Here is a 21,910-nt window from a genome sequence, read left to right as displayed (position 1 = left end):
GGTGATGAGGGCGCGCGGCACGGCACGGCTCGTGGGCGCGGTGCTCCTATGCCTGTCCGGCGCGGCGTGGGGCGCGGACGCGGAGGACCCGAGGAAGGACTACCAGCGCTCGCTGGAGCGCTTCGAGCACGGCCCGGGTGTGTCGCTGGAGCGCGTCTTCGAGGCGGGGCTCGTCGCGGCTCGTGCGCTGGAGGCGTCCGCCACCCGGCAAGAGGCTGGCGCGGGCTGGCGCGTGCCACACGCGCCGCAGCTGCGGGGCTTCGTCGTCAGCGAAGAGGAGGCGCTCCGCTGGTCGCCGGAGCCGCGCTTCTTCCTGGAGCTGGCGAAGCGGCGAGGCACCGAGGTGGACCAGGAGTTCTTCTCGCTGCTGGGCCGCACCTTCTACCGTGATGGCGCGCTGCGGGTGTATGCGGTGCCCTCCGGCTGCTACGTGTTCGACCACCCGGAGCTGGAGCCCCTCTACCGGAACTGGACGCGCTTCTGGGCCACGTACCCGCGCGCGTACTCCCGGGTGGTGGACCTCGAGGTGGCTGCCCTGGAGGACGTGGTCGCCCGGAGCACCTGTGCCTGCGGTGACCGCGAGTCGGTGGAGGCCGGGCTGGAGCGCTTCCTGAAATCATTCCCGCGCTCGCCCGTAGCCCCCCAGGTCCGCGTCCGCCTGGAGCAGGTGCGCGCGGGCACCAGCGACGTGCGCTTCCGCTGCCAGCCGGGCTGAAGCCGCCGCTTTGCGGGTGGGCGAACGCTCCCCGCCCCCTACCAAAGTCGCCCCCGCGCTCGACTTGACTACGGCTGTAGTCACGCGTACCTTGCTTCGTGACTACAGTTGTCGTCACAGGGTGGTGCATGAAGAAGCCGGTGGGAGAGCAGGAGCTGACGGTGCTGCGGTACGTGGCCGAGCACGGCCCGGCCACCGTGGGCGAGGTGGCAGAGCGCTTCGGCGAGCCGCAGGGGCTGGCGCGCTCCACCATCCTGACGGTGATGGAGCGGCTGCGGCTGAAGGGCTACCTGACGCGGCGCAAGGTGGAGGGCGTGTTCCAGTACGCCTCGCCGGTGCCGGCGTCGGAGCTGCTGCGGGACGTGGTGGGAGACTTCGTGGAGCGGACGCTGTCCGGCTCGCTGTCGCCGTTCGCCGCATACCTGTCCGAGGCGGATGACGTCACTGACGAGGAGCTGGCGCAGCTCCAGGACGTCGTGGCGCGGCTTCGCTCGAAGAAGCGGAAGGATTGACCCATGGATACGGGCTGGCTGTCTGACGTGGGTGGGTGGGCGTCGACGTGGCCCGCGGGGCTGTGGCGGGCCTCGTGGCAGGGCGCGCTGTGCGCCGCGCTGGTGTGGGCGCTGACGAGGACCTGGCCGAGGATGCCAGCCTCGCTGCGCGCCGGACTGTGGTGGCTGGTGGCGCTGAAGTTCGTGGTGTCCCTGGGCTGGCTGCCCGCCGTGCCGCTGCCCGTGCTGCCCGCGTCGGTGGCCTCGAGTGTGGAAGGGCTTGCGTCCACCGTGGAGGCCACGGCCCGGAGCGGGCAGGGCGCGCCGGAGACTGTGCGCGATGAGCCTCGTGCGCGGAATGAGCTTCCCGACACGAGACAGGGCGTCCGGGTGGACGTCGTGAGTCCCGAGCGGAGCCCGGAGCGACAGGTCGGTGTGTCCCGCGAGGCGGTGCAGCCGGAAGGGCCTGGTCATGAAGGAGTCGCGCGACCGTCACCCCGTAGGACGGAGCTTCCCGTCGTCGGTGACATGACGGGCGACCGTGTGGAGTTCTCGGGCCTCTCCGTCACCAGCGCTGGCGCACCTGCGCTCTCCTCCACGCTGTGGTCCGTGCCCTGGAGCCGGGGGCTGGCGTGGGCGCTGCTGGCGGCGTGGCTGGCAGGAGTGCTGTGGCACCTGCGGAGTCACGTGAAGGGCTGGGCCAGCATGCGGCGCCTGCGCCAGAGCGCGCGTCCCCTGGCGCACCCGGTGCTGGAGTCGGAGGTGCGCGCGCTGTCCTCCGCCGCGAAGCTGTGGCGGGTGCCGAGGTTGCTGGTGTCGGAGTCGGTGGTGAGCCCGCTCGCCACGGGGCTGGTGGACCCGGTGGTGGTGCTGCCGGCGAAGGCGGTGCGGCGGCTTCCCGTCGAGGCGCTGCGCATGGCGCTGGCGCACGAGCTGGCGCACCTGCGGCGGGGAGACCTGTGGCTCGGCTGGGTGCCGGCGCTGGCGGAGGCGCTCCTCTTCTTTCATCCCCTCGCGCGACGGGCCGCGCGTGAGTACGCGCTGGCTCGCGAGGAGGCCTGTGACGCAGAGGCCCTCCGGCTCACCGGCGCGGAGCCCGCTGACTACGGCGAGCTGCTGCTTGCCTTCGGAGTCGCCCGCGGCGCCGGTACCGCCGCCGCGCATGGCGCATCCGCCCACGTTCATGCATTGCACAGGAGGTTGAGCATGTTGGAGCACGTCGATGCCGTTCCCGCCCGTTCCCGGCGCTTGCTGAAGGTGGCGCTCTCTGCCCTGGGCCTCGCGGCCCTGGTGCCCTTCCAGGTCGTCGCCCAGGAGTCCGCCGCGAAGGCCGGGACTCCCGCCGCCGCGCCTGCGGAGGCGTCGCAGGCGAAGTCTGCCGCGCAGGGCTCCGCTGCCTCTCCCGCGAAGGCCGCGGCGCCGTCGACGAAGGCCGCATCTGGTGAAGACGTTGCGTCGGCGCCCGCGGCGTCGGGAGCCAAGGCCTCGCCGAAGGTGGCCGTGACGCCCGCCACTCCGAGCGTGGCTGTGACGCCCGTCACCCCGCGTGTGGCTATGACGCCCGTCACCCCTCGCGTGGCCGTGACGCCCGTCACCCCGCGCGTGGCCATGACGCCCGCCGTGCCGCCGGTGCCCCCCATTCCGCACGTGGGCCCGGTGCCGCCGATTCCTCCCATCCCGCGTCTGGCCATGGTGGGCGCGCTCGCCGTCCCTGCCATGCCTTCGATGGCGGCCGTGCCTCCGAAGCCCCCCGCGCCCCCTCGGGACATGGATGAGGACGACGACGACAGCAGCTACGTGCTGCTGGCGGACAACATGGCGATGATGAACGGCAGCACGGTGGACCTGAACCTGGCGGGCATGTTCAAGAAGCCCGGCCAGGAGCTGCTGTACGTGCGCCAAAAGGGAAATGCGTTCATCATCCGCGACGCGTCCACGCTGAACGCCGTGCGCACGGCGCTCCAGCCCACTCGGGACCTGGGCAAGGCGCAGGGAGACCTGGGTGGGAAGCAGGGCGAGCTCGGGCGGCAGCAGGGAGAGCTGGGACACAAGCAGGGCGAGCTCGGGCTCAAGCAGTCCGCGCTGGGCCTGAAGCAGGCCGAGCTGGCGCACAAGCAGGCCGGCATCCACCTGGAGGAGCGGCGCGCCGATGCCCTCCCCGACGCCGAGCGCGAGCGCCGTGAGGCGGAGCTGAAGAAGCAGGAGCAGGCCCTGGAGCAGGAGATGGCGGCCCTGGAGAAGCAGCAGGAGGCGCTGAACGAGCAGCAGGAGGCCCTCGGCCGTGAGCAGGAGAAGCTCGGCGAGCAGCAGGAGAAGCTCGGCGAAGAGCAGGAGAAGCTCGGTGAGCAGCAGGAGGCTCGCTCCCGCGAGGCGGAGAAGAAGGTGCGGGGGCTCATCGACGAGGCGCTCCGCAAGGGCCTCGGGCAGCCGCTGCCCACCTGATGACGCTCCGCGCGCGGAGCCCGTGACGCCGGGGGCATCACTCCTCTAACTTAGGGAGTCCCTGTCTCCGGAGGTCCCGCATGAGCCTCGCCGCCGCTCCACAGGCCACTTCCAGCAACACGCTCGACTCGGTGGTGCAGCGTGTGAAGGAGGGCTCCCGTGCCTGGGTGAAGTTGGGGCTTCGTGAGCGCATCTCCCTGCTGGAGGAGCTGCGCCGCGCCTTCGCCGCCGTCGCCGAGCCGAGCGTCCGCGCGGCGTGCGAGGCCAAGGGCATCGACCCGGAGAGCCCCCTGGCCGGCGAGGAGTGGCTGGGCGGTCCGCTGGTGGTGCTGCGCAACATGCGCCTGCTGGTGGACTCGCTGAAGGACATCCAGCGCCACGGCGTCCCCCACATCCCCGCCTCCCAGCTGCGCACGCTGGAGGATGGCCGGCTGGCGGCGCGCATCTTCCCGCGAGACGCGCTGGAAGGAATGCTCCTTCCGCGCAACGTGGGCGAGGTCTACTTCCTCCCCGGCGTCACCGCGGCCAACCTCCGCGAGCACCAGGCGTCCTTCTACCGCAAGCCCCACGGCGGCAAGGTCTGCGCGGTGCTGGGGGGCGGCAACGTCAACTCGATTCCGCCCGCGGACTGCCTCTACAAGCTCTTCGTCGAGGGCACCGCGTGCGTGCTCAAGATGAACCCGGTGAACGCCTACCTCGGGCCGTTCCTGGAGCAGGCCTTCGCTCCGCTGGCGAAGCTCAACGTCTTCGGGGTGGTGTACGGCGGCTCCGAGGAGGGCTCGGCGCTGGTGAACCACCCGGCGGTGGACGAGGTGCACGTCACCGGCAGCGACAGGACGCATGACGCGCTGGTGTGGGGCCCGCCGGGTCCGGAGTCGGAAGCGCGCCGCTCCCGCAACGAGCCGCTGATGAAGAAGCCCTTCTCCAGCGAGCTGGGCAACATCTCCCCCGTGGTGGTGGTGCCCGGGCCGTACTCGGAGGGCGAGCTGCGCTACCAGTCGGACAACATCGCCGGCATGGTGGCGAACAACGCGTCCTTCAACTGCAACTCGGCCAAGCTGCTGGTGCAGCCGAAGGACTGGGCGCGCCGCTCGCAGGTGGTGGACGGAGTGCACGCCGGCCTGGGCAAGGCGGCCGTGCGCCGCGCGTACTACCCGGGCGCCGAGCAGCGGTGGAAGCAATTCACGGACGGCCGCGCGCACCTGCGGCTGGTGGGCAACGCGAGCGCCGGGGAATTGCCCTACGCGCTGATTCCGGACGTGGACCCGGCCCAGGCCGAGGACCGCGTCTTCCGTCAGGAGCCCTGGTGCACGGTGCTGTCGGAGACGGGCCTGCCCGGCTCGGATGACCCGGTGGCCTTCCTGGAGAAGGTGGTGCCCTTCCTCAACGAGAAGGTGTGGGGCACCCTCAACGCCACGCTCATCGTCCACCCGAAGTCCCTCAAGGACCCGGCCGTCAACGCGGCGGTGGAGCGCGCCATCCGCGAGCTGCGCTACGGCACCGTGGCCATCAACACCTGGCCCGCCGCCGGCTACGCGGTGGTGTCCCTGCCGTGGGGCGGCCACCCGTCCTCGTCGGCGCAGGACATCCAGAGCGGCCTCGGCTGGGTCCACAACACCTTCATGTTCGAGGACATCGAGAAGGCCGTCATCCGCGCGCCGCTGACCAACCTGCCCGCGCCGCCCTGGGTGCCGGGACACCGCGGCGTGCGCGAGCTGGCCCGGCGACTGGTGGAGTTCGAGCTGGGGCCGTCCTGGCTGAAGGTGCCGGGCATCGCCGCGACGGCCCTGCGGCGGTAGCACCGGAGGTCCGGGCTCGGAGAGGCCCGGCGGTGCGGGTCCGGGGAGGCTCCCTGGCCCGAGGACGGGGGCTGGCTGGCCGGGCGGGCAGCCGGGCCCGTGAACTGCCGGGACCCGGCACCCCGTGGTAAACCCCGGCGCATGGCATCGACGCACGCACGGGAAGGCGGGCAGTACCTGCAGGTGGGGCGGCCCCAGGAGGCGGTGAGGAGCTTCCAGATGGGGCTCTCCCTCGACCCGGATGACGTGGACTGTCTCCTCGGCCTCGTGCGTACGCACCTGAGCACCGGCGCGGCGGGCGAGGCGGAGGCAGCCACCCTGCGGCTGCTGAAGGTGAAGCCGGACCACGCGGAGGCGCAGGCGCACCTGGCCATGCTGCGCGCCCAGGCCGGCGACGCCGAGGCGCTGGAGTCCCTCAAGGCGCTGGCCTCGGCGCCCACCGCCGGCTACTTCGAGCGCTTCAACCTGGGCGGGCTGCTGTTGGACCGTGGAGACCTGGCCGGCGCGCGGGCGGCGTACGAGTCCGCGCTCCAGGTGGCTCCCGGCAGCGCGCACGTGCACTTCGAGCTGGGCCGCATCTGCCTCCAGCAGGGGGACGCGGGGGGGGCGACGGTGCACTTCCACCAGGCGTCGGAGGGCGCGCCGCAGGAGCCCATGCCGCTGCTGATGCTGTCGCGCGCGCACGCCGCGCAGGGCGCACTGGGGCTGGCCATCCAGGCGGCCACCCTGGCGCTGGAGAAGGCGCAGGGCGGCATGCAGCGCTCGGTGCTGGAGGACCTCTTCAAGCTGTACCTGACGGCGGGCAACCCCGAGGCGGCGAAGCGCATCGCGATGGAGCTGCGGCAGCTGGTGCCCGCCAACGTCAACTACCTGTACCTGCACGGGCTCGCGGTGATGAGCGCCGGGGCGTTCCGGGAGGCGCAGGCGTTGTTCGAGGAGATGGTGCGGCTGTCCCCCCGGAGCTGGCAGGCGCTGCAGGCGCTGGCCCAGGTGCATCTCGCGCTGCAGGAGCGTGGGCTCGCACGGAAGCGGCTGGAGGAGGCCGTGGCGATGGTGCCCACGGACCCGGGGCCCACCAACGACCTGGCGATGCTGCTGTTGCAGGACGAGGCGCACGAGCGCGCCCGGCCCGTGCTGGCGCGCGTGCTGGAAGCGCACCCGGAGGACGCGGGCACGCACCTCAACATGGCGGTGGCGTGGTTCCCCTCGGACAAGGCGGCGTGCGTCCGCCACGCGAAGCAGGCGTTCACCCACGGCAGCGGCACCGTGCGGGAACAGGCGGAGCGGCTGCTGCGGCAGCTTGGCGGCTGAGCAGCGCGGTCGGCCAGCCAGTGGCGTGAGGTGGTTGTCGCGGTGGGCTTGCTCACACATGCATGGCGGCGCACAGCGCCTGGGTCCTGGCATGAGGTGCTGTCGGGGCAGGCTGGCTCACACATGCATGGCGGCGCACAGCGCCTGGGTCCTGGCATGAGGTGCTGTCGGGGCAGGCTGGCTCACACGTGCATGGCGGCGCACAGAGCCTGGGTCCTGGCGTGAGGTGCCGTGGGAAGGGCACGCTCCCCCCGGCCGACCCGGCGCCCGAGCCGAGGGACGCTGGAGGCGGGCTGGGTGCTCCCTGTTTGGGGTGTTACCCCATGAAGGGGGGAGCCTCGCCACGCGGTTCGTGACGCACGCGCGTCCCCCGTGTCCGGGGCGTGGGAGGGCCCTCCGCCATGGAAGTCCCGGCGGTCCTCCAGGAGCTGGGGGTGGTGCTCGGCGTCGCCGTGGTGGTGGTGCTCGCGCTGAGCCACCTGCGACTGCCGACCATCGCCGGGCTCCTCGCGGCGGGCGCGCTCATCGGCCCCGGAGGACTCGGGCTGGTGCACGACGCGGCCCGCATCACCGTGCTCGCGGAGATTGGCGTGGTGCTGCTGCTGTTCAGCATCGGCCTGGAGTTCTCACTGGCGAGGCTGCGGCGGCTGTGGCGGGTGCTGCTGCTGGGAGGCGGCCTCCAGGTGGGGCTGACGACGCTGGGGGTGCTGGTCGGCGCGCTGGTGTTGGGCGTCCCGGCGGCTCGGGGTGTCTTCTTCGGCTTCCTCGTCGCGCTGTCGAGCACGGCCATCGTCCTTCGGGCGCTCACGGAGCGGCACGAGGTGGACGCGCCCCACGGCCGGCTCATCATCGGCGCGCTCATCTTCCAGGACCTGTGCGTGGTGCCGATGATGCTGGCCATTCCGCTGCTGGCCGGACACCAGGGCGGGGTGGGGGCCATCCTGGCGGTGCTGGTGAAGGCCGTGTTGCTGGTGCTGGCGACGGTGCTGCTGGGGCGCACGGTGGTGCCCCGCTTCCTGAAGGACGTGGCGGCCACGCGGCGGCGCGAGGTGTTCATCCTGGCGGTGCTGGGCATCTGCGTGGGCATCGCCTGGCTGTCGTCACTGGCGGGGCTGTCGCTGGCGCTGGGCGCGTTCCTGGCGGGCATCGCCCTGGCGGACGGGGACTATGGGCACCAGGCGCTGGCGGACGTGCTGCCGCTGCGAGAGACGCTCGCCAGCTTCTTCTTCATCTCCATGGGCATGCTGCTGGACGTGCGGGTGCTGATGGAGCGGCCGTTGCTGGTGGCGGCGCTGGTGGTGGGCGTGGTGGTGCTGAAGGCGCTGGTGGGCGCGGTGAGCGCCATGGTGATGCACTTCCCGCCGTGGGTGGCGGTGCTGGCCGGACTGGGGCTCGCGCAGATTGGCGAGTTCTCCTTCGTGCTGGCGCACGCGGGGGCGCAGGCGGGGCTGCTGAGCGCCGGGGAGCAGCGCGTGTTCATCACCATGAGCGTGCTGACCATGCTGGTGACGCCGGTGGTGCTGCACTTCGGGCCGAGGCTGGCGGCGGGGGCGGCGCACCTCAAGCGGCTGGAGGCGCTCATCGGCGCGCATGGGCCGCACCACCTGGAGGGGACGCACAGCGCTGCGCTGACGGACCACTACATCGTCGGCGGGCTGGGCACGGCGGGGCGACTGGTGACGCGAGCGCTGCGCGAGAGCCGCCTGCCGCACGTGTGCATCGACCTGGACCCGGAGGTGGTGTCCGAGGCGCGGCGGCGGGGCGAGTCGCTGTACTACGGCGACATCACCAGCGCGGAGATTCTGGAGCGGGCGGGCATCCACCGGGCCAGGGCGCTGGTGCTGCTGCTGGATGACCCGCTGGGAGCGGCGCGGGCGGTGTCGGCGGCGCGGCGGCTGCACGCGCACGTGCCCATCCTGGTGCGGGTGCAGCGGCTGGGAGACATCGCCGACCTGCGGGACCGGGGCGCCAGCGAGGTGCTCGCAGGGGAGCTGGAGACGGCGCTGGAGGCGGTGGCCCGCGTGCTGAAGTCCTCGGACCTGTCGGAGGAGGCGGTGGCGCGGCTGCTGGAGACCCTGCGCCGCGACCACCCGCACGGCGCCATGCCGCCCGTGCCGCCACCGCCGGCCCTGCTGCCTCCACCGCCGAAGGAGGGGCCGGAGCAGCAGGAGTATCGGCATTGAAGCGGGCTCCGCGAAGCCCTCCCGCGACTACCGCCCGAACAGGCCCCGGCGCTTCTGCTGCGGCTTCCCACCCTGCGCCCGGGACAGGCGCTCACCCAGGATGCGGCTCATCTCCAGGGCCACGGACGGGTTCGCCATGACGACGCCGCGGAAGTCCTCGCGGCCCACCGCGGCCAGCTCGCACGCGGTGGTCGTCACCGCCGTGGCCGTGCGCGGCTCGCCCGTCAGCAGCGCCAGCTCGCCGAAGAAGCCTCCCGGCTTCACGGTGGCCACCACCTGCGCCGCCGCGTCCTTCAGCTGCACCTCGCCCGACAGCACCACGTAGAACGTCTCGCCCGCCTCGCCCTGCCGGAACAGCTCCGTGCCCGCCGGGCGCTGGATGTGCTCGGCGCCGCGCGCCACCGCCTCCAGCTCGTCGTCACTCAGCGGCGTCAGGAAGTCCACCTTGCGCAGCGTGGCCGCCAGCACGGTGCCCGTTCCCACTCTCGCCGGGGGCTCGGCGCTCAGGAAGTCCACCGCGGCCGAGAGCTGCGAGCGCCGCGACACCATGATGACGGTGTGCCCCGCGTGCAGCAGGGTGCTTCCCTCCGGCAGCGTCGCGCGGCCCTGCGGGTCCACCACGCCGATGAAGACACACTCGCGCGGGAAGCCCGCCGTGCCGCGCACCTGCGCCACCGTCTGTCCCGCCACCCGGGCGCGCATCGGGAGCGCCAGCTCGAACAGCAGCGTGTCCCCGTCTCCCAGCGGCAGCGTGCCGGCCACCTGGGGGAAGTCGATGGCCGTGGTCATCTTCGCCACCACCACCTCCGCCTCCGCCACCAGCTCCTTCACGCCCGCCAGCCGGTACGCCTCGCGGTAGCTCGTGTCCAGCATGCGCACCATGACGCGCGCCCCGGACGTGCTGCGCACCAGCATGGCGAAGGCCAGGTTCTCCGAGTCGCGCGCCAGCACCCCCGCCGCCACGTCCGCCGAGACGATGCCCGCCGCCTCCAGCACCCGGGGGTTGGTGGCGTCGCCGCACACCGTCACCGCGCCCACCTCCTCGAAGATGCGGTTGCAGAGGGCGGCGTCCCGCTCGATGACCGTGACGGTGTGCTGCTCGGCCACCAGCCGCGCCGCCAGCACGCTGCCCACCCGGCCTCCACCCGCGATGACGATTTTCACGACGCCTTCCTCCCGTGGCCCGCGTCTCCCGCTTCGCCGTGCAGCACCTTCTCCAAGGACAGCGTCCGCGCATCCAGCTGCGCCAGCATGTGCTCCGCCGTGGCCTCGGGGATGAGGCCGTTGCGCCGCGCGCCCTGCAGCGCCGTGCGCTCCGCGTCGATGAGCCGCCGGCGCATGGAGATGAGGTCCCTCGCGCCCTGCGTCAGGTGCTGCTCGTTGAGGCGCCGCAGCTCGCGCTCGGCGCGGGCGATGTTGACCTGGTACTCGCTGCGCAGGTGGTCATACGCGGCGCGGGGCAGCAGCCCCTGCTCGTGCAGCACCTCCAGCTCCTGGTGCGCCGCGCGACTGGCGATGAGGCGCCCGCGCTGCTCGGCCATGGTCAGCGCCACCGCGTCCTGTTGGAAGAGGCCCAGCCACTTCAGCACCTGGGTGAGCATCAGCCCCTGGCCCACCAGCGACACCAGCGTGACGCCGAAGGCGATGGCCACCAGCTTCTCCCGCCCGGGCGTGGCCGCCGGAAGGCCCAGCGCCAGGCCGATGGACAGCGCGCCCTTGATGTTGCCCAGGACGAACACGTGCTGCCAGCGAAACGGCATGGACTCGGTGGGGCGCAGCCAGCGCAGCAGCAGGAAGGGAATGTAGACGCCCACCGCGCGCCCGGCGAAGACGGAGGCCACCGCCAGCAGCGTCTCCGGCAGGTAGCCGCTCAGCGTTTCCGGCTTCGTGGTGAGCCCCACCGCCAGGAAGAGGAAGGTGTTCACCCCGAAGGTGGCGTACTCCCAGAAGGTGTGGATGGCCACCTGGCTCTGCGGGGCCACCTCGCGCCGCAGGGTGTCGCCCACGGCCAGGCCGGCGACGACGGCGGAGATGGCGCCGGACAGGTGGAGCTGCTCCGCCACCACGAACGAGGCGAGCGCCACCGCCGTCGTCACCATGATTTCGGCCAGCGGGTCTTCGATTCGGCGAATGACGAAGCCGCCCAGCAGCCCGAGCGCCAGCCCCACCACGCCGCCGCCCACCGAGGCCAGCAGCACCCGCGCGCTCATGGTGGCCAGGGACGGAGCCGCCGCCCCCGCCACCACGCTGGCGATGGCCGCGTAGGCCACCAGCGCGGTGCCGTCATTGAAGAGGCTCTCCCCCTGGATGACGCCGGACAGGCGCGGGGGCACCGGGGCGCGGCGGAACGCGTAGAGGATGGAGACGGTGTCGGTGACGGACAGCAGCGCGCCCAGCAGCAGCGCCGGCCACACCGGCAGGTCCACGGTGAAGTGCAGCGCGGTGCCCGTGGCGCCAATGACGAGCACCATGCCCAGCGTGGACAGCAGGAGGATGGGCACCGCGTTGGCGCGGATGCCGGACAGGTCCGCGGTGATGCCGCCCTCGAACAGGAGCGCGGGCAGACAGACGAGGAACACCAACTCCGGGTTGAGCGGCGGAACGCCCGGCAGCAGGTGGCCGATGGAGATGACGAGGCCTCCCACCACCAGGGCGACGTTGTAGGGCAGGCGGGCGCGCTTGGCCGCGATGGCCAGGACGATGGCCGCCACCATCAACCCGATGACCAGAGGCATCTCGAGGTGCACGGCCCGGAGTCTTCCAGAACCGGCGCCGCCGCGCACGGGGCGTGTTGAGGCGGCCGACGACTCTCGTCCTGTCGGAAACCTTCAGCGCTTCAGGCGGAGGATGCGGTCCTTGCCCGGGCCGCAGTCCCCGCGCCCGTCACAGTTGCTGGTGGTGACGTAGAGGTGGCCGTCCGGACCCATGAGGACCTCGCGCAGGCGGCCGTGGGTGTCGCGCAGGTACACCTCGTGTCGGGCCACCCGGGCGGGGTTGTCCTGGGCGAACTCCACGCGGTGCAGGTGGCGAGAGCCCAGCGTGCCGATGAGCAGCGAGCCCCTCCACTCGGAGATGGCGGTGCCGGTGTAGAGCGCGGCCCCGCCCGGAGGCAGGGCGTCCTCGAAGGTGAGGGACGGAGTCACCTGGCCCTGGCGCGTCTCGCACGCGTAGATGCCGGGCCAGCCCAGGTTGTCCCCTCGGCGGGCGAGGCTCACCTCGTCATGGCCCCGGCGCATCGTCTCGCCGCTGGGGCCGTGGTCGGTGATGTAGAGGGTGGTGGCGTCCTTCCAGTCCCAGCCCTGGAGGTTGCGGATGCCGGTGAGGTACGCGGGCGAGTTGGGGAAGGGATTGTCCTGGGGCACCTGCCCCTCCGGCGTCAGGCGCAGCAGCTTGCCGGCGGGGTCATTCACGTCCTGCGAGCGGTCCGGGTCTCTCGAGTCGCCCGTGCCCACGTAGAGCATCCCATCCGGGCCGAAGCGGAGCCGCCCACCGTCGTGGTACGTGGCCGAGGAGATGCCGCCGAAGATGACGCGGTCGAAGGTGGCCGTGGTGCCGTCCTGGGACAGCGTCCACCGCTCCACCCGGTTCTCATCGCGGCCGCTCGCGTCGGTGGTGACGTACACGTAGAACTGGCGGTTGGTGGCGAAGTCCGGGTGCGCGGCGATGCCGAGCAGGCCGCCCTCGGCGGTGCGCGTCGTTCGGAGGGTGGCCACCGGCGTGGGGAGCACGGCGCCACCCCGGAGCAGGCGCACCCGGCCGGGACGCTCGGTGACGAGCGCGTCGCCGCCGGGCAGCCAGGCGATGCCCCAGGGGACCTCCAGCCCCTCCGCGACGACCTCCACGTCGAAGGGCACGGTGCCGTCAGGGCCCCAGCCGTCCTCCACCAGGACGCAGTCTTGCGGAGAGGCGGTGCCCTGCGCCTGGCTCTTGCGGCAGGCGGAGGCGGAGACGGCGAGCACCACGAGGGCGGAGAGCAGCAGGGGAGGGGCGCGCATGGGGTGAATTAATGTCGTCCCGGCGACGGCACGCCAGCGTCGGTTGGCGCCTGCGTCGTGGGGATGACGGGCGGCGTGGAGCCTCGCGCCGTGGCCCGGAGGCCCGAGGGGCGGGCAGCCGGGCGACCCTCCCGAGGCCGGCCCGCCCGCTCCCGCGTTGGTCCTCGCGAAAGCCGTGGGCACCTTTGCCGAACGGAAGGACCCGGACACACCCATCCCATTTTCAGGAGGAGACTCATGGCGCGCATCGCGTTCATCGTGGCCAATGACTTCGAGGACTCGGAGTTCCGCGTGCCCTACGACACCGTCAAGAAGGCGGGGCACGAGGCGGTCATCATCGGCGTCGAGGCCGGCAAGCAGCTGAAGGGCAAGAAGGGCAAGGAGACCGTCAAGGCCGAGAAGGCCGTGAAGGAGGTCTCCGCGAAGGACTTCGACGCGCTGGTGATTCCGGGCGGCTACTCGCCTGACCACCTGCGCACGGACATCGGCATGGTGGGCTTCGTGCGCGACTTCTACCGCGCGGACAAGCCCATCGCCGCCATCTGCCATGCGGGCTCGCTGCTGGTGGAGGCGGATGTCGCGGACGGGCGCACCGTCACCTCGTGGCCCTCCATCAAGACGGACCTGCTCAACGCGGGCGCGCGCTGGGTGGACCGCGAGGTGGTGGAGGACGGCAACCTCATCACCTCCCGCAACCCGGGGGACCTGCCCGTGTTCAGTGAGGCGCTGCTACGCCAGGTGTCCCGGGGCGTTGCCCCGCGCCTGGAGTCGCCGCTTGTCCCCGAGGCCGCGTCGGAGCAGCCGCCCACGGTGCACTGACGGACGGAGCGCCTCTTCCGGCTTGAGGGCGTGAGGCGCTCCGCGCACTGAAGGATGGAGCGCCTCTTCCGGCTTGAGAGCGTGAGGCGCTCCGCTCCCGTCTGTTGTTGGCGGACCTTGGCCCTGCCCTGGTGAACGGGGGGCAGGCGAGCCGGGCCATGGACACCCATTCGCACTGCCGGCACCCGGCTCTCCGGGTCGCCGGCATTGTCGTCTCGTGCGGGTGGGGAGGTAGCAGGATGCGGGCGAAGGCGTGGTGGGCGCTGGCGGTGGTGGGACTGGCCGGGTGTGGAGGGACGCTGGAGGAGGACGCGCCGCCCGCGGAGGAAGAAGAGTCGCTGGGGACGATTCGCCAGGCCGAGACTTCCGGAGGCCCGGTGTCATGGCGGCGGTACGGTCGGGGCGAGGGGTTGCAGTTGGGCTCGGCCGTCACGCAGGACCGGGATGGCAATGTCCTCACCACGGTGCTCTTCACCGGCGCCGCCGACCTGGGCACGGGGCCGCTCGGCTCGGGAGACCCCGAGGTGCCGGGAGTCGTCGTCGCGAAGCACTCGCCGGACGGGCGGCTGCTGTGGACTCGCGTGTTCGAGGGGCGGGCGGGGGGCCTGCTGGCGGTGAACGCGCTGGGTACGGACCGGGAGCGCAACGTGCTGCTCGCCGGCTGGAGCGAGGCGGGCGTGGTGCTGCACGAGGGCGCGGGTCTGGCGCCGGTGAAGGTGGAGGGCGCCTTCCTCGTGAAGCTGGACCGTGAAGGAAGGCTCGTCTGGTGGAAGACGCTGGAGGGAGACGGTGCCTTCCTGGCGAACGGGCTGGTGACGGACCGCGCGGGCGACGTGTTCGTGTCCGGCTCGCTCTACGACGGGAGCCTGGACTTCGGTGGGCGCGTGCTGACCGCGGTGGGGCAGCGGGCCTTCCTGGCGAAGTTCGGAGCGGATGGGACGCTGCGGTGGCTCCATGTGGAAGGGGAGGACACCCAGGGTGGAGGCGTCGCGCTGGATGAATTGGGAGATGCGTACTTCTGCGGCACGGCGCTGAGTGAGTCACCGGAGGAGCCGAGCACGGGGACGCAGCCGAGGCTGCGGCGGCTCGCCTCGGCGGGTGGCGCGGTGCTGTGGACGCGCGCGCTGGCGGACGGGGACTGCTCTGGCATCGCGGTGCATGGCAACCGCGTGGTGATGACGGGGAGCTTCCTCGGCTCGTTCACCTTTAACGGGAGGACGTATCGCGCGTCGGACGCGCCGGGGGAGGTGGATGCGGAGGCCTTCCTGGTGGCGTACACGCTCGCGGGCGACGAGCGCTGGGCGCGGAACTTCGCGCGGGCCAGCCTCGGCGTGGCGATGGACCAGGAGGACGGAGTGCTCGTCACGGGGCACTACGCGAGTGGCGAGACGGTGGGTGGCAGGGTGCTGCCGGGAGCGCCGGGCTCCATCGACAACGTCTTCGTGGCGAAGCTGGACCGCATCGACGGGGCGTGGCGGTGGGTGCGCGGTGTCCCGTCGTCGGCGGCGCTGGTGCTCGACGTCTCTGTCACTCGCGAGGGCGAGGGCGTCATCGTCGGCGCCTTCGGCGGGCCCACGGACTTCGGCGCCGGGACGGTGAGCCCGGAGGGCGGCTACGACGCGTTCATCCTCCGGCTGGGGGAGTGAGTCGCGGCACCGTGCGCGGGTGCACGCTGGCGTTCGCTGCTCCACGGCCCTGGAGCCAGGCCCTGTGTTTCATGCGCTGCTCGGGAAGCGGCGCATGTTGCCGGGCCTCGGCTCAAACCAATGCAGCTTGCGCGAGTGTCGAGACTACTGACTGGTACAGCGCGCAGTGCTCACGAAGCTCGTCGCTGAGCGTGGGCTCGTGCTCCAGCTGGGCCCAGTACTGCGCCGCGTGGCGTGCGGCATCGGGCCAGACATCGAGCGTATCCGCGGTCGGCGGGCGCGGCACGAAGGGGCGCTCGATGACATTCGTATCCACGGGCGCGAACAGCATCGGCAGCATGTCGTAGACGGGCGCGAGCCGGAATTGCTTCGGGCCCTCCACGAAGAAGGAGAGGTTGCCGAAGTGTCTGTCGGTGTTGCCGGTGAGCTGCCCGAAGGTGTCGAGCCAGCGAATCCGCCGCGCATCCTCCTCGGAGATGAGCCGGGCTTCGAGCATGCGCCGTGCCGCGCGAGTCCACGTGTCGCGGTGACCGAAGTACTCGTCGTCGATGGCACCCAGTGACAGCAGGGCCTTCCTCCCGCGCACACCCACGCGGTCGAAGCGCTCGACCTCCAGGAACCGATGGCTCCCCAGTTCCAGCGTGCGCGTGGAGGCGGCGGGAATCCCCGCGGCCTGCACCGCCTGGAGCGCGAGGTGCTCGCAGGTCAGCAGGTCCTTCCACCTTCGCGCGGCGGCGCCGTCGTCGCCTCCCGCGAACTTCACCAGGACGTGGCGCCCTTCCGCATACGTCATGAACTTGGGCTGCTCGCCCCCGGCGGAGGAGCCGGGCTGTCCCGCCAGGGAGGCACGGACCAGCTCGGGGTAGCTGTCGCGGTGGACGGGCCGTGGCTCCTCCGCGAGGAACCGATTCAGTGACTCCTCGCCCAGGATGAGGTCCCCGACGCAGTCCTCTCCACGCCGGGCCAGTGCGACGAGGCAGTGGTCATCATTCCAGTCGGTGATTCGCGCGGGGAGGTCGAGTTCCGGGTAACGCGCCGAGAAGCTCCGGCCGACGTAGCCCTGCGGACTCATGTCCGCCGCGAAGGGAGGCAGTCCCTCGAAGTGCTCGCCTTCACCCTCTTCGCGTTCGAGCCAGTGGCCTCCGCCCGCGAGCAGGTGGAGCACGCCGTAGGGACGCACGCGTCCGGCTTCATCCACGCGGTGGACTGGCAGCCGGCCCCCCAGCTCGGGCAGGGCGCGAGTGCGTGCGTACCGCGTCGCGCGGCCACGCCCCATCCGGCAGACGTGCTCGCCCGCGGCGGTGATGAGCCGCGACAGCGTCGGCTGCGACACGCCGAGCTGGATGGCCAGCTCGGCGGCCTGCATCGGGCCCTGTCGGCCCAGCACGGAGAGGAGCTGCTCCACGGAGGCCATGAATGGATTCCTGAATCGATTGCTGAATGGATTCTAGGAACCAAACGGCTGGTATCCCTAGGAAAATTCTCTCAGAGAGGGTTCCGGATGAATGGATTCCAGGCCACCCGGCCGGGAGCCCGCATCATTATATATGCCGCACCGCGTCCACGGCCCTTCAGTGGTCGCCGGAGCGCTTCTCGCCGGCCTCCACGCGCAGGGCGAGCCGGTTGCCGCGCGGGGGCAGGGGGCAGGTGGCGAAGCGGGTGAAGGCGCAGGGCGGGTTGTAGGCGCGGTTGAAGTCCAGCACCACGCGCCCGTCCTTCGGCAGGTCCGCGTAGAGGAAGCGGCCCGCGCCGTAGGTGGCGTCGCGGTTCGTCTCGTCCGCGAAGATGATGAAGAGCTGCTTGCCGCCCTCCACGGGCGTCAGTCGGTACTCCTTGCCATTCACGGTGAAGACGAGCGTGCCCGGCACCTTCATCTCCTCCTCCGTGCCCAGCACGTTCGGCACCTGGATGGTGCGCGGCGTCTCCGAGGGCTCGAAGCGCGCGTCGACGCGCCACGCGGCGCTCGCCGGGTACGTGGGGATGCCGTGGAACTGCTGGCGCGCGGGCGCCTCCGTGTCCTTCACGCGCACGCCCAGCTTGTCGCCCCGGAGGATGACCTGGAGGCTGAGGCTGCCGAGCTTCAGCACGTCCGGCGCGTCGCTCTCGTCGGACTTCACCTCGCCCCCGGTGAAGGGCTTGCCGTCGCGCGTGAAGGCGACGCCGGGCGCGGGCTGGAGGCTGGCGGTGTTTCCCTTGCGCGTGAAGGTGCCCAGCTTCGCGGGCGTGCCCGGCGGGAAGTCGAGGTCGCTCTCGGGCGCGGAGCCGGCGGTCTGCGCGCCTTCCTTGAGCCAGAACAGGCCCACCAGGGTGAGCCAGCCGTCGTCGGACTCGAGGCTCTTGAGGCGCTCCTCCTGCCAGGTACGGGTGGACGCGACGATGTCTTCAGCGGCGGCGGGCTTCTGGGTGGAGGACATTTTCTTGTCGGCGGCGGGACGGGCAGGAGGAGTCGCGGCCTTGGTGGCCGGCGCGGCATGGAGGGCGAGAGACAGGGCCAGGGCGAACGGCGTCATGTCGGGTGCCTCGGGAAGGGGAAGCTCGGCCCCTGTCTAACAGGACGGTGCGCGCGGCGCAGGGGGCACGTGGCCGCCCGGGGTTGCGGTGGGCGTCCGCTCCGTGCGAAGCCGGGCGTCACGCGTGGACCTCGACCTGAAGCCAGCACCGCCTCCCGGCGCCTTCCGCAAGCTCGCGCTGGGCACGTGGCGCTCACCGAGGGACCCCAGCGCGTACGCGGCGCTGGAGATTCGCATGGAGCGGGCGCTCGCGTATCTCGACGCGTACCGCGCGCGCACGGGGCGGCGCCTCACGGTGACGCACCTGGTGGCCAAGGCGGCCGCGGATGCGCTGCGCGTGCACCCCGAGGCCAACGTGCTGCTGCGGTGGAACCGGCCTTCACTGCGCAGGGACGTGGGCGTCTGCGTGCTGGTGGTGCAGCCGGCGGAGGCGGGCCGCGCGGACCTGACCACGGCCACGGTGCACCGCGCGGACACGCTGTCGCTGGGCGACTTCGTCGAGGACATGGAGTCCCGCATCGCCGACGTGCGCGCGCGCAGGGACGCCGTCATCGAGCGAGGCAAGCGCCGCTCGTACCGCATCCCCGGGCTGCTGATGGGCCTGGCGCTGCGGCTGCTGTCCTTCGTCTGGTACACGCTGAACGTGGACCTGCGGTGGGTGGGCATGCCGAGAGACCCCTTCGGCTCGGTGGCGGTGACGAGCCTGGGCTCGCTGGGCCTGGAGCGTGGCTACGTGGCCATGGTGCCGTACACGCGAGTGCCGCTGCTGCTGGCTCCGGGCGCGGTGCGGCGCGTGCCCGTGGTGGAGAACGGAGTGCTGGTGCCGGGCCGGCAGCTGGCGCTCACCTGCACGTGGGACGCGCGCGTCATCGACGTGGACCTGGCCGCCAGGGTGCTGCGCCACATCGGCGCGGCGCTGGAGGACCCTGAAGGTGTGTGGGGGCTGCCTCCGGCTGTTCCGACTGGGGAGCCCCGGGGGGCTGCGAGCGGGGCGGGGCTGGAGTAGAAAGGGGCTCGCTGCCCCTGGAGGTGCCTTCATGCCCGTGGATACGAACCGACGCGTCAGCTCCGCCCGCCCCGTGGGTCGTGCGCTGGGTGGACAGGACCGCTACGAGAAGGAGGCCGTCGAGGGACCGCCCGAAGGGCCGCTCGCCCTCAACCGACGGCAGCGGCTGGCGGGAAGCCCCGCGGGGACGGAGAAGGAGAGCCCCTTCGCCGCGAAGCTGCGGCAGCTCGCGGGTGGCGCGGCGTCGGAGAACGAAGAGCGCTGAGTCGCTGCTTCCCGCTGGAGCCTCACGCAACGTGAGGCTGTAGCCAGCTCGTTCCGCCGGACTGGCATGGCGGGATGAGGTGGCTACCATGTTCGAGAAGCACGACTCCTCCTCGCGGACACCGTGTGAGCCGGGCCGCGAGGCGCCGGACGACGCGTCCCTCCACGAGGTCCTGGCCGAGTGGCCCCAGGTCATCGCGCGAGTCCGGGCGGAGATGGACCGGGGCACCGACCCCGTGCACGAAGCGGTGCGCTCCCTGGCCGAGCGCTGGATGGAGCTGGTGAGCGTCTTCACCGGCGGAGACCCGGGCATGGACCTGTGGCTGCGAGCCATGCACCAGCAGCCGGCAGAGGGGGCCGCGAAGCATGGTGTGGACCCGAGGCTCTTCAGATACATCGGCAGGGCGATGGCCCACCTTGGAGTGGATACGATGAAGGTCTACCTGGATGACGAGCGCCCCACGCCCGAGGGCTGGGTGCCGGTGCGGTGGCCCGAGGAGGCCATCTCCCTGCTCGAAGGCGGGCAGGTGGCCGAGCTGAGCCTGGACCACGACCTCGGCGATGACGAGCACGGCACCGGCTATGACGTCCTGCTCTGGGTGGAGGAGGCCGTGGCGACGCGGGGCTTCGTGCCGCCGCGAATGCGGGTGCACTCGGCGAACAGCTCCGCGCGGCTGAAGATGGAGCAGGCCATCGAGCGCATCGAGCGCTTCGTCCGTGAGCGCGGGAACGGATGACTCCGGCGGCGTGCACCTGAAGAAAAGACTCCGGGCCGCGAGGAGGGGGCAGCTTTCCTCCCGGCGGCCCGGAGCGCGATGCGCGTGGGGCGCTTCACATCATCGAGGCCGTGGGTACACCTGGATGCGGGTCGCGTAGCTGTCGCCGTCGGCGATGTAGTTGAACGCCGCTCGGACGGCAGTGCCCGCGGGGATGCTCTGCACGGAGATGCGCTTGCCACCCAGGGTGGCGCGGGTCTTGTCTCCCACGCGCAGGGTGTAGAGGTCGCCGGTCTCCGCGTCACGGACCTGAATCCGGTCCTTGGAGGTGGCGGCCACCTGGCCTTGCATCTGGACGCTCGCCACCACTGTCTCGTTGGGGTCCGCCGCTGGCGCCGAGCCGCCCGTGCCCGAGCCACCCGTGCCCGTGTCCGCTGTGGCGCCGGAGCGGCGCAGCGCGGTCACCTCTTGCTGGAGCTGCTGGACCTGGGCGCGGAGCTGGGTCACCTCTTGCTCCAGGTTGGCCGGTTGAGAGGCCATGCCGGCCGCCGCACCCGTGCTCGCTGCGCTCGCGCTTCCACCGCCGCCCGCTCCACCACCGCCCGTGCCGCCGCCACCCGTGGCTCCGCCCGTTGAGCCACCCCCGGTCGTGCCCCCGCTGCCGCCGGTGCCGGCGCCGCTGGTGCCGCCTTCAGTGCCCGTGCCCGTCGTGCCCGAGCCGCCCGTGCCGGTGCCCGTCGTACCGGTGCCTGGCGTGCCGCTCACATCCGAGTCGGTCGTGCCCGAGCCACCCGTGCCGGTGCCCGTCGTACCGCTCACATCCGAGTCGGTCGTGCCGGAGCCACCAGTACCGACGTCAGTACCCGTCGTGCCCATGCCCCCGGTGCCAGTGCCGCTCACATCCGAGCCCGTGGTCCCGGTGCCCGTCGTGCCCGAGCCACCCGTGCCACCTGTCCCCGTGCCCGCTCCGGTCGAGCCAGTCCCCGTGTCCGTGCCTGGGGTGGCGCCGGTGTTCGTGCTGGCTCCGCTGGAGCCTGCAGTCCCACCCGTGCCCGAAGTGGTTCCGGTCTGCCCGCTGCCACCAGTACCAGTTCCATCCGTCGTACCCGTGCCGGTCGTCCCGTCGGTCCCCGTGGTGGAGCCACCAGTGGTCCCCGTGGTGCCCTGCGGCCCTGGTGCCAGCGTCCCCGGGCCGAAGGTGCCCGGATTCTGGGAGGCTCCAGTACCTCCAGCGCCCGCGGTCCCCGCGCCGCCAGTGCCTCCACCTCCCTGCGCGGCGCCCGTACCTCCGCCCGCTGTGCCTTCCGCGGCCGCGCCTCCGCCTGAGCCGCCGCCTGCTGACTGGGCGAGCCCGACAGAGGAGAGCAAGAAGCTGAAGGCCAGGGCAGCAGTGGTAAGCGCGCGTCGCATGGTCGGTTCCTTTCCCTTCCCACGCAAAGGTGAGGTCCAGGGCCGAGGCGACAAGCGCGGAGCGACAGGGCCATGCGAAAGCACGGCCGCATGCCAGGGCTCCAAAGCGGGCGTCACACCCCGAAACCCTAACGCGGCAGGCGGGCCCTCGGAGCGTCATGGCATCAGCTTCAGGGTTGCGAAAAGCTGGCCGGACAGCGGGCGCCAGGACTCATCGTGCCGGCCCTCCCGCCTCGGAAGCTCGACCATCTCGAGCAGGGCAGGGGGGCCAGTCCGCGGGTCGCGTCGCCAGCTTCAGCGGAGCCGCGAGCGCTATCTCCGCCTCTTCTGGAGTGAGACCTCCCGCGTCCTCCAGTCGTCTCAAGATGCCATCACGCCTCGTGCGAATCCGGTCTGGAAAACACCAAGGGTCCTTCCTCCCGACTGGAACGTCATTCACGGCCAGGAGCAAGGCCATGCCCGCCGTATCCACTTGCGCCCAATCGCGTCCGAGCAACACCTCGGCCCCTGTCCGCATCCCGATGAGTCCGGAGCCCAGGTACGTGTGCTCCGCGTCGAACGCGAGCAGCTCCTCGGCGCTCCAGTTTCGCGTGAGCCAGATGT

General features: G+C 71.8%; 17 protein-coding genes. 11 read left to right on the top strand and 6 right to left on the bottom strand.

Annotation, left to right across the window (positions count from 1 at the left end; genetic code table 11):
* Nucleotides 1-4 precede the first annotated feature (4 nt).
* From G4D85_RS30470 to G4D85_RS30445, 6 genes are all read left to right on the top strand, one after another.
* Entirely contained in the window at nt 5-715 is a 711-nt protein-coding gene (locus G4D85_RS30470) for a hypothetical protein (RefSeq protein ID WP_164017550.1), read from the top strand.
* A gap of 128 nt (nt 716-843) precedes the next feature.
* Nucleotides 844-1,227: a BlaI/MecI/CopY family transcriptional regulator gene (locus G4D85_RS30465; RefSeq protein ID WP_164017549.1), complete on the top strand. Its 384-nt coding sequence runs from the start codon at nt 844-846 to the stop codon at nt 1,225-1,227.
* A gap of 3 nt (nt 1,228-1,230) precedes the next feature.
* Nucleotides 1,231-3,648, top strand: a complete 2,418-nt coding sequence (locus tag G4D85_RS30460) for a M56 family metallopeptidase (RefSeq protein WP_164017548.1) — start codon at nt 1,231-1,233, stop codon at nt 3,646-3,648.
* Nucleotides 3,649-3,728: 80 nt separating this feature from the next.
* Entirely contained in the window at nt 3,729-5,447 is a 1,719-nt protein-coding gene (locus G4D85_RS30455) for an aldehyde dehydrogenase family protein (RefSeq protein ID WP_164017547.1), read from the top strand.
* Between the two features lie 141 nt (nt 5,448-5,588).
* Nucleotides 5,589-6,758 (top strand): tetratricopeptide repeat protein, encoded by a 1,170-nt coding sequence (locus G4D85_RS30450; RefSeq protein WP_164017546.1) that lies wholly within the window; start codon nt 5,589-5,591, stop codon nt 6,756-6,758.
* 401 nt (nt 6,759-7,159) lie between these two features.
* Entirely contained in the window at nt 7,160-8,941 is a 1,782-nt protein-coding gene (locus G4D85_RS30445; RefSeq protein WP_164017545.1) for a cation:proton antiporter, read from the top strand.
* A gap of 27 nt (nt 8,942-8,968) precedes the next feature.
* Here G4D85_RS30445 and G4D85_RS30440 read toward each other — a convergent pair whose 3' ends face one another.
* The 3 genes from G4D85_RS30440 to G4D85_RS30430 all read right to left on the bottom strand — a co-directional run bounded on the left by G4D85_RS30440 (nt 8,969) and on the right by G4D85_RS30430 (nt 12,936).
* On the bottom strand, nt 8,969-10,105 hold the full coding sequence (locus G4D85_RS30440) for a cyclic nucleotide-binding domain-containing protein (protein ID WP_164017544.1): 1,137 nt from the start codon (nt 10,103-10,105) through the stop codon (nt 8,969-8,971).
* Nucleotides 10,102-11,688: a cation:proton antiporter gene (locus G4D85_RS30435; protein ID WP_240359580.1), complete on the bottom strand. Its 1,587-nt coding sequence runs from the start codon at nt 11,686-11,688 to the stop codon at nt 10,102-10,104. The genes G4D85_RS30440 and G4D85_RS30435 overlap by 4 nt, the downstream gene beginning before the upstream one ends.
* Nucleotides 11,689-11,769: 81 nt before the next feature.
* Nucleotides 11,770-12,936 (bottom strand): PQQ-dependent sugar dehydrogenase, encoded by a 1,167-nt coding sequence (locus G4D85_RS30430; protein ID WP_164017543.1) that lies wholly within the window; start codon nt 12,934-12,936, stop codon nt 11,770-11,772.
* A 237-nt stretch (nt 12,937-13,173) separates the two neighbouring features.
* Here G4D85_RS30430 and G4D85_RS30425 point away from each other — a divergent pair, with 237 nt between their 5' ends.
* A complete protein-coding gene (locus tag G4D85_RS30425; RefSeq protein ID WP_164017542.1) occupies nt 13,174-13,755 on the top strand; it encodes a type 1 glutamine amidotransferase domain-containing protein in 582 nt (193 codons plus the stop codon).
* Between the two features lie 239 nt (nt 13,756-13,994).
* Nucleotides 13,995-15,401, top strand: coding sequence for a hypothetical protein (locus G4D85_RS30420; protein ID WP_164017541.1), 1,407 nt, complete (start codon nt 13,995-13,997; stop codon nt 15,399-15,401).
* A 112-nt stretch (nt 15,402-15,513) separates the two neighbouring features.
* Here the strand turns inward: G4D85_RS30420 and yjjJ are convergent, their stop codons facing one another.
* Together yjjJ and G4D85_RS30410 are read right to left on the bottom strand one after the other, a co-directional pair.
* Nucleotides 15,514-16,815 carry a type II toxin-antitoxin system HipA family toxin YjjJ gene (gene yjjJ, locus G4D85_RS30415; RefSeq protein ID WP_164017540.1) on the bottom strand — a complete coding sequence of 434 codons (1,302 nt, stop codon included), beginning with the start codon at nt 16,813-16,815 and terminating at the stop codon, nt 15,514-15,516.
* Nucleotides 16,816-16,972: 157 nt separating this feature from the next.
* Nucleotides 16,973-17,911 carry a DUF1684 domain-containing protein gene (locus G4D85_RS30410; RefSeq protein WP_164017539.1) on the bottom strand — a complete coding sequence of 313 codons (939 nt, stop codon included), beginning with the start codon at nt 17,909-17,911 and terminating at the stop codon, nt 16,973-16,975.
* Between the two features lie 124 nt (nt 17,912-18,035).
* On the opposite strand from G4D85_RS30410, the gene G4D85_RS30405 reads away from it, so the two are divergent.
* The 3 genes from G4D85_RS30405 (at nt 18,036) to G4D85_RS30395 (ending at nt 19,918) form a co-directional block, all read left to right on the top strand.
* A complete protein-coding gene (locus tag G4D85_RS30405; protein ID WP_164017538.1) occupies nt 18,036-18,917 on the top strand; it encodes a 2-oxo acid dehydrogenase subunit E2 in 882 nt (293 codons plus the stop codon).
* Between the two features lie 31 nt (nt 18,918-18,948).
* Nucleotides 18,949-19,182, top strand: coding sequence for a hypothetical protein (locus tag G4D85_RS30400; RefSeq protein ID WP_164017537.1), 234 nt, complete (start codon nt 18,949-18,951; stop codon nt 19,180-19,182).
* An 88-nt stretch (nt 19,183-19,270) separates the two neighbouring features.
* Complete coding sequence (locus tag G4D85_RS30395; protein WP_164017536.1) at nt 19,271-19,918, top strand: TipAS antibiotic-recognition domain-containing protein; 648 nt, start codon at nt 19,271-19,273, stop codon at nt 19,916-19,918.
* 99 nt (nt 19,919-20,017) lie between these two features.
* On the opposite strand, the gene G4D85_RS49775 is transcribed toward G4D85_RS30395, so the two are convergent.
* Nucleotides 20,018-20,716 carry a hypothetical protein gene (locus G4D85_RS49775; RefSeq protein ID WP_164017535.1) on the bottom strand — a complete coding sequence of 233 codons (699 nt, stop codon included), beginning with the start codon at nt 20,714-20,716 and terminating at the stop codon, nt 20,018-20,020.
* Between the last annotated feature and the right edge of the window lie 1,194 nt (nt 20,717-21,910).

The sequence above is a fragment of the Pyxidicoccus trucidator genome (genome assembly GCF_010894435.1).
GTDB classification, from domain to species: Bacteria; Myxococcota; Myxococcia; order Myxococcales; family Myxococcaceae; genus Myxococcus; species Myxococcus trucidator.
Note: the sequence above shows the minus strand (reverse complement) of the source record. Positions and strands in the feature narration are given on the sequence as shown.

What these genes read in the sequence shown, in the direction of transcription:
- G4D85_RS30470 (WP_164017550.1), top strand. Translation starts at nt 5, where the DNA reads ATGAGGGCGCGCGGCACGGCACGGCTCGTGGGCGCGGTGCTCCTATGC.
- G4D85_RS30465 (WP_164017549.1), top strand. Translation starts at nt 844, where the DNA reads ATGAAGAAGCCGGTGGGAGAGCAGGAGCTGACGGTGCTGCGGTACGTG.
- G4D85_RS30460 (WP_164017548.1), top strand. Translation starts at nt 1,231, where the DNA reads ATGGATACGGGCTGGCTGTCTGACGTGGGTGGGTGGGCGTCGACGTGG.
- G4D85_RS30455 (WP_164017547.1), top strand. Translation starts at nt 3,729, where the DNA reads ATGAGCCTCGCCGCCGCTCCACAGGCCACTTCCAGCAACACGCTCGAC.
- G4D85_RS30450 (WP_164017546.1), top strand. Translation starts at nt 5,589, where the DNA reads ATGGCATCGACGCACGCACGGGAAGGCGGGCAGTACCTGCAGGTGGGG.
- G4D85_RS30445 (WP_164017545.1), top strand. Translation starts at nt 7,160, where the DNA reads ATGGAAGTCCCGGCGGTCCTCCAGGAGCTGGGGGTGGTGCTCGGCGTC.
- G4D85_RS30430 (WP_164017543.1), bottom strand. Translation starts at nt 12,936, where the DNA reads ATGCGCGCCCCTCCCCTGCTGCTCTCCGCCCTCGTGGTGCTCGCCGTC.
- G4D85_RS30425 (WP_164017542.1), top strand. Translation starts at nt 13,174, where the DNA reads ATGGCGCGCATCGCGTTCATCGTGGCCAATGACTTCGAGGACTCGGAG.
- G4D85_RS30420 (WP_164017541.1), top strand. Translation starts at nt 13,995, where the DNA reads ATGCGGGCGAAGGCGTGGTGGGCGCTGGCGGTGGTGGGACTGGCCGGG.
- yjjJ (WP_164017540.1), bottom strand. Translation starts at nt 16,815, where the DNA reads ATGGCCTCCGTGGAGCAGCTCCTCTCCGTGCTGGGCCGACAGGGCCCG.
- G4D85_RS30410 (WP_164017539.1), bottom strand. Translation starts at nt 17,911, where the DNA reads ATGACGCCGTTCGCCCTGGCCCTGTCTCTCGCCCTCCATGCCGCGCCG.
- G4D85_RS30400 (WP_164017537.1), top strand. Translation starts at nt 18,949, where the DNA reads ATGCCCGTGGATACGAACCGACGCGTCAGCTCCGCCCGCCCCGTGGGT.
- G4D85_RS30395 (WP_164017536.1), top strand. Translation starts at nt 19,271, where the DNA reads ATGTTCGAGAAGCACGACTCCTCCTCGCGGACACCGTGTGAGCCGGGC.